Source organism: Streptomyces sp. NPDC005485, assembly GCF_040606085.1.
Classification (GTDB): Bacteria; Actinomycetota; Actinomycetes; order Streptomycetales; family Streptomycetaceae; genus Streptomyces.
In genome coordinates, this window is sequence record NZ_JBEXDZ010000064.1 from 1 (window position 1) to 13800 (window position 13800).

Consider the following 13800-nt stretch of genomic DNA (forward strand, 5'->3'; position numbering starts at 1 on the left):
GCCGGGCGAGTACTCCCCCGATCCTGCGCGGTCAGCCCGTGTGGTGACCGGAGTGCGTGGTCTCGTCCCCCCCACCACCACTGCTTCCCGAGTGGTGCGAGGCCCCCTCCTCCACGGTCCCGCCGAGCCGGCCGCGCAGCGTGCCGACCATCTGCTGGTCGCCGACGGCGACCCACTTGGCGCCGACGAGGTACGAACCGCCGTAGTCCTTGGCCGCGTTGAGCCACTCCCGCTGTCCGCGGTCGGTGGCGAAGGTGGCGAGGATGAACTTGCCGCCGCTCACCTTGCAGACACCCTGGCGGATCTCGTCGGCGTCCGTCTGGATGTCCGGCTTGCACTTCGCCTCGGCGGCCAGCTCCTCCAGGCTGCCGGTCGCCGTCGCCGGGACCTCGGCCGCGGCCTTCTTGCTGCCGCTGCCCCCGTCGGCGCCGTTGTCGCCCGACCCGCCGCAGCCGGTCAGCGCCAGCAGGGCCACGGCGGCCCCGGCTGCGAGCTTCACGCGCGTCAACCTCATACGTTCCTCCGGTACCTGTCGGCGGCCATGCCACCGAGAGCCCCCGACAGGGGCCCCTCCTTCGATACGGCTCCCGCGCGTCCCGTGCTCAATCGTCCGCAAACCCGATACCGCCACGGGCACACCTGTGCGAGAGTGACCCCGTGATCACGAACGACTGGGAAGAGCGCACCGCGGCCGCCTGGGCCGGCTTCGACGACTACGCCGAGGAGGACGCGGCGGACTTCCGCGCGGTCATCGACGCGCTCGTCGCCGAACTGCCCGACGACAGCCCGCTCGGCCCCTTCGAGCAGGCCTGCGCCTGGGACTCGACGGGCCACTCGGACAAGGCCGTGCCGCTGTACCGGGAGGCGCTGGCGCGCGGACTCAGCGGGTACAAGGGCCGCCGCGCCAAGATCCAGCTCTCCAGTTCGCTGCGGAACATCGGGCAGGCGGAGGAGGGCGTCAAGCTCCTCACGCCCGAACTCGACGCGCCCTCCGACGAGTTGGACGACGCCGTACGCGGCTGTCTGGCACTGTGCCTGTCCAGCCTGGGCCGCGACCGCGAGGGCCTCTCCCTCGTCCTCGGCGCCCTGGCGCCCCATCTGCCGCGCTACCAGCGGTCGATGGCGAACTACGCGCGGCAGCTGGTGGAGCCGGAGGCGTAGCAGCCCGCGGGCACCCGTGCGGGGCAGGTGACCATCCAACGATTCGCTCGTTTTGCTGAACGTGCAGTCACAGGATGTAGCCCCGCGCCCCGCACCCTCCTCCGGACCGGTCGTCGATGTCGAGCAGGCCGAGGCCGCGCTCGTCGAGCACTACCCGCGGCTCGTCCGGCTCGCCTATCTGGTGCTGCCGCCGAGCCTCGGCCGCAACCGGCGGGTCCTGACCGCGCACGCGCTCACGCAGCGCGCGCTGCCCCGGGGGCGTACGTCCGGTGACGCGACGGTCATCCCCGCCCAGCAGACCGGCGGCCGCGACGGCGACCCCGGCTACGCCTTCGTCCGTCTCCAGGTGGTGCGCACCGCGCTGGAGGCGGGACTGCCGCTGCGCCGCAAGGCCTGGCCCAAGCGGTCCCAACTGCCGCCGCTGCTCCCCCAGGTGTGGGGCCTGAGGCTCTTCCCGCGCTCCGGCGGCGCCGACGAACTCGCCCTGGACCAGCGGCTGTCCGCGCTGACCGGGCCCGCCCGCGCCGCCTACGTCCTGCGCGGTCTGGAGAAGCTGCCCGACGCGGACGTACGGAAGGTGCTGACGGCGGCGGGTGTCGAGGACCCCGGGGCGGCGCTCACGGAGGCCGACGGTCTGGAGAGCCAGGACGGTCTGCTGAGCTCCCCCGAGTTCGACCCCTGCTCTCTGCACGCCCGGCCCACCGACCTGATGCGCCGCAGGCAGCACATGAAGGCCGCGCTGGCCGCGGCCGCCGCGGTGGCCGTGTGCGGCGCACTGCTCGGGATGCCCGGGGACGGCTGGGGGCGCGACGGCGCCGCCGCCCCCTCGTACGCGCAGAACCCGGCGGCCGAAGCCGCCCTGGATCCCGCGCGGCTGACCATCGTGCCCGCGACGGCGTGGCGGGCGTCGGCGCGCACCGACTTCTCCGTGTGGCCCGCGCGCGGCGACCTCGTAGGTGACAAGGCGCTGCTGCGGCGCGCGCTCGCGGTATGGGCGCGGCCCGGCGAGTCCGTGCAGGTCTCGGCGACCCCGGGCACCCCGTCCGGCGCTCCGCCCGGCCCGCCACAGCTGCTGTACGCGGGAGCCGTCGACCAGGGGCGGGTGGTGCTGCTCTACGACGGTCTGCGTATCGCGCGGTACGCGGAGCCGAAGGACGGCACCGCCGGGGCGGCCCTGGACTTCGCGCGTGTCGACGGCGCGAGCGGGTCCGAGGCGAACGCCGTGGTCCTCGACCGGGCCGACGGCAACGTCCGCTATCTGACGGCCCCTTGGGTGCGCAAGGCGGCCGAGCGGGACCTGCTGAAGCCGTCGTCCGGCACCATGGACCTGGCCCTCTCCGCCCAGGGAGTGACCGCCCCGCTGGCCAGCCCGGCCCAGGCGACCGGCGCCTGCACGACCTGGAACGTGCTGCAGCTGACGGACGACTCGGGCACCCGTCTGATGGCCGACCTCGGCGAGCTGACCCCGGCGCACCTCACCACCGGCCGGCCCTCCGCGCCGCGTGAGGCGTCGGGCGCGGAGGCGCTGCGTGCCTGGTCGCCGTTCGCCTGCTCGCTGGGTGACGTCCGTTCGCAGGGCGTGCGGTCCGTGAACGCCTGGGAGTTCGCGCACCAGCCGCTGCCCGACGCGAGCGGGAGTGCCGGGTGGGTGTGCACCCGGGCGGACACCTGGCGGGGCGGGGGCACGCGCGTGCTGGCGCAGTTCCACACGCCGGGCGGGAAGTACGGGGCGGTCGCGGCGAAGGCCGAGAACTCAGCGGCGTGCGGTCCGCGTGATCCGCAGGTGCTGGCGGGCGTGCTCTGGAAGTCCGGCGCGGGCACCTGGTACCTCCTCGCCGCGGGCGGCAAGGACACGGCGTCGATCAGTGCGACGGGCGGGGTGCACGGCTCCGCACGCGGCTCCCTGCTCGCGGTCCGCACCGAGCAGGGGGCACAGGCCGGGCTGAAGGGGAGCCTGGAGGACGGCCGGGAGATCACCGGTCTGCGGTAGGGGCGGCCCGGTGGGTACGACCGTCGGCACCTCCCCGGCCGCACCTCTCCAGCCGGCACCTCACTAGCTGACAGTCACGTCAACAAGTTGCCGCGCGGGGGTTTCGCCCGGAAGTACTCGTCAGTACATTGACGCCATGTCTAATACGCGGGCGCGGCTGCCCCAGCCGGTCGACTCCGAGCGGATAGCCCTCAAGGCGCGGAAGGTGTCCTTCTCCTGGGAGGACACCCCACTGCACTGGGTGCCGGGCGATCCGTTCACCACGCACACCATCAACGTGCTGCATCTGCTGCTGCCCGCCGGTGAGCGCTGGTTCGTGCACGTCTACAAGCAGGTGCTGCCGTACATCCGGGACGACCGGCTGCGCGAGGACGTCATGGGGTTCATCGGCCAGGAGGCCATGCACTCGCAGGCGCACGACGAGGTGCTCCCGCATCTCAAGGAGCTGGGGCTCGACCCGACGCCGTACACCGCGCAGGTCGACTGGTTCTTCGAGAAGCTGCTCGGCGACCGCACCTTGCCGCCGGGCCGGGCCCGCAAGTGGTGGCTGATGGAGCGGGTCGCCGTCATCGCGGCCATCGAGCACTACACCGCGTTCCTCGGCAACTGGGTGCTGAACTCGCAGGAGCTGGACCGGCGGGGCGCCGACCCGACCATGCTGGACCTGCTGCGCTGGCACGGCGCGGAGGAGGTCGAGCACCGGTCCGTGGCCTTCGACCTGTTCATGCACGTCGACGGCAGCTACCGGCGGCGCGCCCGGACCTGGGCGACCGCGTTCACCGCGCTGGTGTTCCTGTGGCAGCGCGGGACGCGGTTCTTCATGGAGAACGACCCGACCCTGGCGGCGGGCAAGGCCTCCTTCAAGGACCTCTATCTGAGCGGGAAGCGGGGCACGCTGCCCACCACCGGCGACATGCTCAGGTCCATCCCGCGCTATCTGAGCCGGTCCTACCATCCCTCCCAGGAGGGCTCCACCGAGCAGGCCGTCGCCTATCTCGCCTCCTCCCCCGCCGCGACGGCGGCGGAGACGAGGGCGGCGTGAGGCCCCGGCTGCGGACCGTCGCGGCCGCCACCGGCGCGGCCCTGCTCGTGCGGCGCGCGATGCGCCGCCGGATCGCGGCGTCGCCGCTGTGGCCGCTGCCCGCCCTGGACGAGCCCGTCTCGGGACAGCCGCGCTCCCGGGCCCTGCGGCTGCTGGTCGCCCGGCACGAGAAGGTCGCCGAGGGCGTCGTACAACTGCGACTGGAGGGGCGCGACCTGCCCCGTTGGGAGCCGGGGGCGCATCTCGACCTGGTGCTGCCGTCGGGGCTCGTACGGCAGTACTCGCTGTGCGGGGATCCGGAGGACACCTCGTCGTACACGGTCGCGACCCGGCTCGTGGCCGGGTCCGAGGGCGGGCGCGGTGGCTCGCGCGAGGTGCACGAGCAGCTCCGGGAGGGCATGGAGGTCGAGGTGCGCGGGCCGCGCAACCGCTTCCCGCTCGCACCCGCGCCGTCGTACGTGTTCGTGGCGGGCGGCATCGGGATCACGCCCGTCCTCGCCATGGTCCGAAGCCTCCAACAGGGCGTGGAGTGGCGGCTGTTGTACGGCGGGCGCACGCGTGCCTCGATGCCGTTCCTGGAGGAGATCGAGAAGCTGGACCGGTCCCGGGTCACCGTCGTCGCTCAGGACGAGGACGGACTGCCGGACCTGGACGCACTGTTCACGGAAGTCCCGGAGGCCACCGCGGTGTACTGCTGCGGACCCGAGGGCCTGATGGACGCGGTGGCGGCCCGGCTCCCGGACGGCGCGGCCCTCCATCTGGAGCGCTTCAGCCCGCACACCTCGACGGAGGGCAACAGTGCCTTCGAGGTCGAACTGCGGCGCAGCGGACGCACGGTGGCCGTGCCCGCAGGCTCCACCGTGCTCGCCGCCGTACGGGCGGAGCTGCCCGACACGCTGTACTCCTGCGAGCAGGGGTTCTGCGGGACCTGCCAACAGCGGGTGCTGGACGGGGAGATAGACCACCGCGACGAACTGCTGACGGATGCGGAGCGTGACGACTCGATGCTGATCTGTGTCTCGCGCGCACTTGGTGAGCGAATCGTGTTGGACATGTGAACGACCTTGGGCGGACCGGTCCGTTCCGGGCCGGTTCCGATCGGTAAGGTGTTCGCATGACAACCGGGGTACGCCGCAGGATGGGTGTCGAGGAGCGACGGCAGCAGTTGATCGGTGTCGCTCTCGAACTGTTCAGCCGACGCTCGCCCGACGAGGTCTCCATAGACGAGATAGCCTCGGCCGCGGGCATCTCGCGTCCGCTGGTCTACCACTACTTTCCCGGCAAACTCAGCCTGTACGAGGCGGCGTTGCAGCGCGCGTCGGACGATCTCGCCGAGCGGTTCGTGGAGCCGCAGGACGGGCCGCTGGGGGCGCGGCTGCTGCGCGTGATGCGCCGGTTCTTCGACTTCGTCGACGACCACGGGCCGGGTTTCTCGGCGTTGATGCGCGGCGGTCCCGCGGTTCCCGCGGGCGAGACCCGCTCCCTCGGCTCGGCGTCGACGATCAACGGGCTCGTCGACGGGGTGCGGCAGGCCGCCTACCTCCAGATCCTGTCGCATCTGAGGGTCGAGGACCCGCCCGTCCGCCTGGAGTTGGTGATCCGCTCCTGGATCTCGCTCGTCGAGTCGACGGCGCTGATCTGGCTGGACGGGCGGCGCATCCCGCGGGGCGAGCTGGAGGTGCAGCTCGTGCACGACTTCGCGGCGCTCGCCGCGGTGAGCGCCGGGTTCGACGACGAACTGGCCGCTCTGCTCCGCGAGGTCCTCAAGGGCGAGTCCCCGGAGGGGCCCTTCAGCGACCTGGCCGTACGCCTGATCACCCTGGCCTCGCCCCCGGCGGCGTAGGGGCTACCGCTCGAACTTCCGGTACGACGGGTCGAGGTCGCGCACCTCGGCGGACGCGTGCAGCGTGATGCCGTCCTCGGGGTCGACGTACTTGCGCAGCAGATCCAGTACGCCTTCGGTGAGCTCCGCCTTGGTCTCCTCGCTCCGGCCGGCGAGCAGGGCGATCATGACGTGCACGATGGCGTGCCCCTCCGCCTCCGCTCCGACGACCTCGTCCTCGGTCCGCAGGAACCGGCTCTTGCACGCCTCGATCCGCGCGGCCGCCGTTTCGACCACCACGGTGTGCAGCTCGCGCGCGAACCCGCCCCAGTCGACCCCGTCGAGATACGGGGAGTGTTCAACGGTGATCTGCGGCATGGGTACTCCTGTTCGAGGGACATCTGTCAGGGGATATCCCGATCACCCTAGCCGCAGCGCCAGCAGCGCGATGTCGTCCTCCCGGTCCCGGCCGAAGCAGTCGAGCAGGGTGTCGCACAGGGCGGCGGTGCCGGGCGGCGCGGCGGCGGCCGCGGCGCGGAGGGTGTCCATGGAGATGGCGAGGTCCGTGCCGCGGGTCTCGATGAGGCCGTCGGTGACCATGAGGAGCCGGTCCTCGGGCCCAAGGACGAGCTCGGCGGGAGACGGGCGGTCAAGACCCAGCCCGAGCAGCGGTCCGGAGACCTCGGCGTACTCGGCGGTGCCCGCGTCGTGGACGATCAACGGCGGGATGTGCCCCGCGTTGGCGATCCGCGTGCGCCCGCTCTCCGGGTCGACCAGGACCAGGCAGACGGTGGCGGTGACGTCGGGATGGTAGGTCTGGAGCATCCGGTCCAGCCGCCGGGCCAGGACGTCGGGAGCGGGGGTCTCGATGCAGTACGCGCGCAGCGCGTGCCGGATCTCCACCATGACGGTGGCCGCGTCCAGCGAGTGCCCGACGACGTCGCCGACCGCGGTGAGCACCCCCTCGGGGGTGCGCAGGGCCGCGTAGAAGTCCCCGCCGATCTCGGTCTGCCGGGACGCCGGCACATAGCGGACGACGACGTCCAGCCCCGGCGTCTCGGGCAGCTTCTGCGGCAGGAAGCTGCGCTGGAGGGTCAGTGCGACATGACGTTCCACCTGGTACATGAGCAGCGGCTCCGCGGCCAGTGCGGTGGCCTGGGCGAGCCGGGCCACCAGGGTGTCGGTCTCCGGTATCCGGTCGGGCGCGCCGGGCACGGCGGCGGCCAGGCACACGCCCGCCGTGCCGCCGGGTGTCCGGGTCAGCACCAGGCGGGCGTCGTCGGGTGCGCCGGGTGTGAAGAACCCGGCGGGCCACTGCGGGAAGGGCACGACGGTGGTGCGCACCCCGCTGCTCGCCATGGTCCGCCGGATGAGCCGGGCCACGGCGTCGTGCGCGCCGAGGTCGGGCAGGGTGGCGCGGGCGCGGTTGCGGGACATCCCGCGGTACAGCTCGCCGTCCTCGCCGAGCACGAAGACGGCGGCGGGGGTGCCGGTGAGCCGCGCGGCGCCCTCGGCGGCGGCGGTGGCGAGTTCCTCCAGGCAGCGCGCCGTCTGGACGGCGACGATCGTCTCGGACAGCAGCGTCAGGCGCCGTACGCGCGTCTCGGCCGCCGAGCGGATCCGGGCGGCGCGCACCACCGCGCCGACGACCGCCTGGATCTCCTCGGGTTCGGCGGGCACCGACAGATAGGCCTCGCCGCCCGCGTCCAGGCCCCGGCACCGGTAGCCGGGCCCGCCGTAGGCGGCGGAGAAGTGCACGACGGGCAGGGCAGCCATGGGCGGCTGTGCCTTCAGCCGTCGGCAGAGTTCGAAGCCGCTCATGTCCGGCAGGCCCACGTCGACGAGCGCCACGTCGGGCAGGACGCCCGCGCGCAGCCGTACGTCGAGTTCGACGAGCGCCTCACTCGCGCTGCCGACGGGCACGACGCTGTGCCCTGCGCGCCGCAGTACGGCGCCCAGGGCGTAGCGGCTGGCCGATACGTCGTCGACGACGAGCACGGTGGAGTCGGCGCCGTCGCCGTTCCTGCGGCGCGCGCCGTACGTGCGGTACGCGCCGTACGTGCCGTTGCCGTCCATGGGAGCAGCCCCTCGGGCCACGAGTGGTGGGCGGACCCCGGGTCCGGGGCCCGCCCACCAAAATAGTCCGCTTACCGTGCGGTGCGGGAAAATACCGCCACAGTGCGCCCCGGAACGGCGAAGGTGCCCGAATCCGATGCGTAGGACGAGGACTTGACGGTAGGGTCCGTGCCCTTCGCCTGCACCGGGTGCAGCGCGTACGCCGTCCCGGCCAGGGCGTCCACCGTCTGCTTCTGCTTCTCGGGTGTCGCGTTGAAGACGACGACGAGGTCGCCGAGCTCCATCGTGATCACTCCCGGTGTCTCGTTCCTGCCGGACAGCGGGAAGGACAGCTTCGACTGGACCTGGCCGACCGTGGAGAGCGAGAAGACGCTCTCGGCCGTACGGATCCGCTGCAGGTCCTGGTACGCGGCCGAGGTGCCCTCGATCTGGTCGCAGCCGACCTTGACCGAGGTCAACAGGGGCTTGGCATAAGACCACTTGGAGGCGTTGTCGGCCGCGGTCGGCAGACCGCGTGCGAAGCCGTTGCCGTCCCGGCAGTCCCAGTGGACGGCGTTGAACCAGTCACCGCTGTCGAACGAGTTGCGGTCCAGGGACTTGGAGCGCAGCAGGTCGGAGCCGGCCTGCGAGAGGGACGGGCCCTGCGAGAGGGTGGCCGTCGCCATCGCGAGGACCTGCATCCGGGCCCGGTCGTTCGCGCTCGTCGTCGCGGGCAGTTTGTAGGTGAGGGCGTCGTAGAGGGACTCGTTGTCGTGGGCGTCGGCGTAGGCGAGGGCGTCGCCGGGCGCGTCCGCGTATCCGGCCGGTTGACCGTTGTAGTCGACGTCGGAGCCCTTGACGTCCTTGCCGCTGCTGTCGGTGAACGCGTAGCCGCTCAGATTGCCCGACAGGCCGACCTTGATGAGGTCCTGGTAGTGCAGCAGACGGGCCTTCTGCTCGGCCGAAGTGCCGTTGGCGGTAGAGGAGTTGGGGTCGGTGTAGAGGCCGGAGGCGAAGCCCTGGACGCCGGGGTCGGAGTCGAAGGGGCTCCCGCCGCGTACGGCGTCGCGGGCGCGGTCGGAGAAGGTGGCGATGCCCGTTTTGGCCATGTTCTTCTGGGTGGCCTGGACGAAGCGGGCGTCGTCGGCGACCTCACCGAAGTTCCAGCCCTCGCCGTACAGGATGATCTTCTTGCCGTCGACGCCGTCCTTGGCGAGGGTGAGCGCGTCGAGTGCCTTGCGTACGGCGAGGATGTTGGCCTTGGGGTGGTGGCCCATGAGGTCGAAGCGGAAGCCGTCGACCTTGTACTCCTTGGCCCAGGTGACGATCGAGTCCACGACGAGCTTGCCCATCATGGCGTTCTCGGTCGCGGTGTTCGCGCAGCAGGTGGAGTTGGCGACGCTGCCGTCCGCCAGGAGGCGCTGGTAGTAGCCGGGGACGACCTTGTCGAGCACCGAGGTGTCGGCCTGGCCGGCGGCCGCGGTGTGGTTGTAGACCACGTCCATGACGACCCGCAGGCCGTCGCCGTTGAGGGACTTGACCATCCTGCGGAACTCGACGGTGCGCCCGGTGCCGTCCGGGTCGGTCGCGTACGAACCCTCGGGGACCGTGTAGTGGTACGGGTCGTAGCCCCAGTTGTAGGCGTCCTTGGCGGCGGTCTTCGCCACGCACTCCTGCTGCTTGTCGGAGTCGGCGGCGTACGAGGCGAGGTCGCAGTCGGTGCTCGTCTGCTCGGACTTCTTCTCGGGAATGGTGGCGATGTCGAACGCGGGCAGCAGGTGCACGTACGAGGTGCCCGACTTCGCGAGTTCCTTGAGGTGCTTGGAGCCGTCGCTGTTCTGGTCGGTGAAGGCCAGGTAGGTGCCCTTCTCCTTCTCGGGAACCGTCTTGTCCTCGACCGAGAAGTCCCGGATGTGCAGCTCCTGGATCTGGGCGTCCTTCAGCGCCACGGCCTTCGGCTTCTTCAGCGCCGACCAGCCGCTCGGGGCAAGGGACTTGGCGTCCAGGTCGACGATCAGGCTGCGCTCGGAATCTGCGGTCAGAGCCACCGAGTACGGGTCGGTGACCTTGTTGGTGACGACCTTGCGGACGGTCGGCGCCCACACCTTCACCACGTACCGGTACTCCTTGCCCTTCCAGGACGCGGGACCGGTGACCGACCACACGCCGGTGGTGTCGTTCCGCTTCATCCGCACCGTGGAGCCGTCGAGCTCCAGGGACACGGACTGCGCGGTGGGCGCCCAGACGGCGAGCGTGGGGCGGCCCTTGTCGAATGTGGGCCCGAGGTGGGCCTTCGTCGCGTCGTACACATCGTCGAGTACGCCGGCGATCTGCACGCCCGTCGCCGCCAGGACCGCTCCGTTGGCGGCGCGCTGGGAGGCCACGAGCTGTCCGTTCAGCGCCTCGCGCACCCGGCCCTGGTCGCGCGGGTCGACGGACCAGGCCGTGTACGCCTTCAGGTGCGGGAACCTGGCCTTCTGCGCGTCGGTGAGGCTGGTCCTGGAAAGCCTCAGCCAGCGCTCGTCGTCACTCGTCAGCGCGCCGTCCTTCACGGCGATCGAGCCGTCGCGGGAGTACAGGAGCTGGGTGGAGGCGGCGGCGTCCGAGCCGTTCCAGGCGACCGTGTTCCGGTCGATCCAGACAGCCTTGGACGTCGTCAGGTCGAGCGCGGCCGCGCTGCCCGCGGGCTGCGGGAGCAGGTACTTCTCCTGGCCGCCCACCAGCCACACCTCATGGCCGTTCGCCGTGAGATCGAGCGACTGGTCGGTGGGCAGGTCCTTGTCGTCGCCCTTGTGCAGGATGTAACTGAGGCTGGTTGCACCGTCGGTGAGCGGCACCTCGTAGACCGCGCCGTAGGCGTCCGTCTTCACCGGCTCCAGCGGCTTCGACCAGTCCGTGGGGCTCGCGGCGCCCGTCCAGACGTGCAGTCCCCAGCCGTCGTAGTTCCCGTCGGCGCGGTGGTAGTGCAGGACGGCCTTGGCCTTGTCCTGCGCCGGGTAGTCGGGCTTCTCGGTCGTCACGGCCTCCTTGCCCTGCTCGACCCAGACCTCGCCGGTCTTGGTCACGTCGATCGTGCGGTCGGTGGCGACGTCCTTGTTGCCGTCCTTGTCGATCACCAGGAAGCCGACGCTGGAGGCGCCCGGCTTCAACTTGACGTAGGCGAAGGCCCCGTAGGCGTCGCGGCCGATGAAGTCGTGGCCGGCGGGCCAGGTCGTCGACTCCCCGTCGGCGAGGTCGCCCCACGCGTACAGCCGCCAGTCGGTGTAGTCGCCGTCGGTGCGCTTGTAGTGGACGACCGCATAGTCGCGCGAGGAGGCCGTGGGGACCTCCGCGGCGGCCGGGGTGCCCGTCGTCGAGCCGGCCGTGGCCGCGGCGGTGCGTCCGGCGGAGTCGACGACAACTGCCTTGTAGCGCAGGGCCGTTCCGGCCGGTACGTCCTTGGCGATGGTCTGGGTGACCTTGTACGGGGCGTGGTCGGCGGAGCCGAGAGTCTGCCACTTGCCGCCCCCGACCTGTGCGGCGAACACGACGCGGTTGAGCCGGCCGCCGTCGACGTCGGCGGACAGCTCGACGGTGCCGGTGGCGCCCGCGTCGGGGGCCTTCAGCGTCAGCGACGGCTTCGCGTCGGGCGCGGCGAGTTTGCCCGCGGCCTTGAGGACGACGGCGGAACCGGCCGGCACGGTGACCGTGACCTTCTTGTCGGCGTCGCTCGTCAGGGAGTCGTCAGTGCCGTAGATCCCCCGGAACGCCATGTCGGCGGATCCGGTCGCGAAGGTGGCCGACTTCGGCTCGCCCGCGTTGTTGAAGGCGACGACGTACTCGGTGCCGGTCCTCGCGTCCGTGCGCGAGAAGGCGTAGACGCCGGCGCCGTCGGCCGCGTACCGCTGTGTCTGCACGCCGTCGGCGAGCGCCGGGTTGTCCCTGCGGAGCTTGGAGAGCGCGGCGATCTCCTTGTAGAGAGGTGCGCTCGTGTCGTACGCGTCGCTCGCGTGCGTGCGGTCCGTGCCCAGTTCGTCGTCGTCGAGGTAGTCGGCGACCTTGGAGGCGAACATCGTCTGGCGGGCGTCCTTGTCGCCGCCCGCGCCGGTGAAGCCCTGCTCGTCACCGTAGTAGACGACGGGGTTGCCGCGGCTGAGGAACATCAGCTCGTTGGCGAGCCGGTCCTTGGCGAGGAGCTCGGCGTCGGTCGCCTTCGGGTTGTCCTGGTTCAGGAAGTACCCGATGCGGCCCATGTCGTGGTTGCCGAGGAAGGTGACCTGCTCGTACGCGTTGGCCTTGTCCGTCGTGTACTTGTAGTCGTCACCGAAGACCGAGGCGAGCTTCTGCGCGCTGCCGCCCTGGGAGGCGTACGCGCGGGCCGCGTCCTGGAAGGGGAAGTCGAGTGTGGCGTCGAGGCGGCCCTGTGTGACGTACGGCGAGGTGATCGACGTGTCGGCGGAGTAGACCTCGCCGAACATGAAGAAGTTCTTGCGGCCCCGCTCGGCGGCGTACTTGTCGAGCGCGGTCGCCCACTGGGTCCAGAACTCGGTGTTCACGTGCTTCACGGTGTCGATCCGGAAGCCGTCGATGTCGTAGTCCCTGACCCACTTCTCGTAGATCTTCTCCATGCCCTTCACGACCTCGGGACGCTCGGTCCACAGGTCGTCGAGGCCGGAGAAGTCGCCGTAGGTGGTGGACTCACCGGCATACGTGGAGTCACCGCGGTTGTGGTACATCGCCGGGTCGTTGAGCCAGGAGGGGACCTTGGCGTTCTTCTTCCCGGCGGACACGGCGGGGGTGCGCGGGAAGGAGCCGGTGCCGACCGAGGGGAAGCCCTTGGCGCCCGCGGCGTAGTCGGCGTCGTCGAACGGCTCGCCGTCCTTGGTCAGGTACGGGAAGGCGCCCTTGGAGAGGTAGCCGTAGGACTTCTCCTCGTAGTCGACGACGTCGGCCGTGTGGTTGGTGATGACGTCGAAGAAGACCTTCATGCCCTTGGCGTGGGCCTTGGAGATGAGGGTCTCCAGGTCCTTGTTGGTGCCGAAGTGCGGGTCGACCTGGGTGAAGTCGGTGATCCAGTAGCCGTGGTAGCCGGCCGAGGCGTCCTTGCCGGTGCCCTGCACGGGCTGGTTCTTGAAGATCGGCGCCATCCAGATGGAGGTGGTGCCGAGGCCCTTGATGTAGTCGAGCTTCTTCGTCAGGCCCTTGAGGTCGCCGCCCTGGTAGAAGCCCTTGTCGGTGGGGTCGTAGCCGGTCGCGAGGCGTGAACCGGTCAGGCCCCCCTCGTCGTTGGACGTGTCGCCGTTGGCGAAGCGGTCCGGCATCACGAAGTAGAACTGCTCGCGGGTGTCGTCGTGCCGGGCGGGCTCGGCGGCGAGCTTCGCGTCCGAAGGGGGTGCGGGCGGGGTCTGTGCGCGGGCCGCCACGGGCTGGACGAACGCTGCCGTGAGGGCGGCCACGGCGATGACCGCGGCCCGTCTGTGCTGCGGGGTACGGCGCGCCCAGGGCGCCGGCCATCTCGGTATCACAGGGTGAACTCCTTGCGAATACGGCTCGATCGGGGCCTAGCCCGGGGCCGCAGTGCGGCAACGCTGCCGGGCGCCGGGCGCGACCGTATCGCTAACGAAAGGTTTACAGCAAGAGCCTTGCAACTCACAGCAAGAACTTTCAACGCCGACCTTGACGTGCCCTTCTCAACTCCCCCACGCTCACGAGTTGTTGAATCACGGCCCCTCCACTTCGACACCCTCTGGA

9 protein-coding genes are annotated in these 13800 nt (G+C 71.0%); 5 read left to right on the forward strand and 4 right to left on the reverse strand.

Annotated features, from left to right (window positions below; translation table 11 throughout):
* Nucleotides 1-31: 31 nt before the first annotated feature.
* Nucleotides 32-514, reverse strand: coding sequence for a hypothetical protein (locus ABZS97_RS22050; protein WP_356139998.1), 483 nt, complete (start codon nt 512-514; stop codon nt 32-34).
* 125 nt (nt 515-639) lie between these two features.
* On the opposite strand from ABZS97_RS22050, the gene ABZS97_RS22055 reads away from it, so the two are divergent.
* The 5 genes from ABZS97_RS22055 (at nt 640) to ABZS97_RS22075 (ending at nt 6036) form a co-directional block, all read left to right on the forward strand.
* Complete coding sequence (locus ABZS97_RS22055) at nt 640-1161, forward strand: tetratricopeptide repeat protein (protein WP_356140029.1); 522 nt, start codon at nt 640-642, stop codon at nt 1159-1161.
* A 61-nt stretch (nt 1162-1222) separates the two neighbouring features.
* Nucleotides 1223-3151 (forward strand): hypothetical protein, encoded by a 1929-nt coding sequence (locus tag ABZS97_RS22060; protein ID WP_356139999.1) that lies wholly within the window; start codon nt 1223-1225, stop codon nt 3149-3151.
* Between the two features lie 136 nt (nt 3152-3287).
* Entirely contained in the window at nt 3288-4193 is a 906-nt protein-coding gene (locus ABZS97_RS22065) for a metal-dependent hydrolase (RefSeq protein WP_356140000.1), read from the forward strand.
* A gap of 59 nt (nt 4194-4252) precedes the next feature.
* The gene (locus tag ABZS97_RS22070) at nt 4253-5251 is read left to right on the forward strand and encodes a PDR/VanB family oxidoreductase (protein ID WP_356140030.1); all 999 of its coding nucleotides are present in this window, start codon (nt 4253-4255) and stop codon (nt 5249-5251) included.
* A gap of 56 nt (nt 5252-5307) precedes the next feature.
* On the forward strand, nt 5308-6036 hold the full coding sequence (locus tag ABZS97_RS22075) for a TetR/AcrR family transcriptional regulator (RefSeq protein WP_356140001.1): 729 nt from the start codon (nt 5308-5310) through the stop codon (nt 6034-6036).
* Between the two features lie 3 nt (nt 6037-6039).
* On the opposite strand, the gene ABZS97_RS22080 is transcribed toward ABZS97_RS22075, so the two are convergent.
* From ABZS97_RS22080 to pulA, 3 genes are all read right to left on the reverse strand, one after another.
* Nucleotides 6040-6393 carry an isomerase gene (locus tag ABZS97_RS22080; protein ID WP_356140002.1) on the reverse strand — a complete coding sequence of 118 codons (354 nt, stop codon included), beginning with the start codon at nt 6391-6393 and terminating at the stop codon, nt 6040-6042.
* Nucleotides 6394-6435: 42 nt separating this feature from the next.
* The gene (locus ABZS97_RS22085; RefSeq protein WP_356140003.1) at nt 6436-8091 is read right to left on the reverse strand and encodes a fused response regulator/phosphatase; all 1656 of its coding nucleotides are present in this window, start codon (nt 8089-8091) and stop codon (nt 6436-6438) included.
* Between the two features lie 71 nt (nt 8092-8162).
* Nucleotides 8163-13574 carry a pullulanase-type alpha-1,6-glucosidase gene (gene pulA, locus ABZS97_RS22090; RefSeq protein WP_356140004.1) on the reverse strand — a complete coding sequence of 1804 codons (5412 nt, stop codon included), beginning with the start codon at nt 13572-13574 and terminating at the stop codon, nt 8163-8165.
* Nucleotides 13575-13800: the final 226 nt, after the last annotated feature.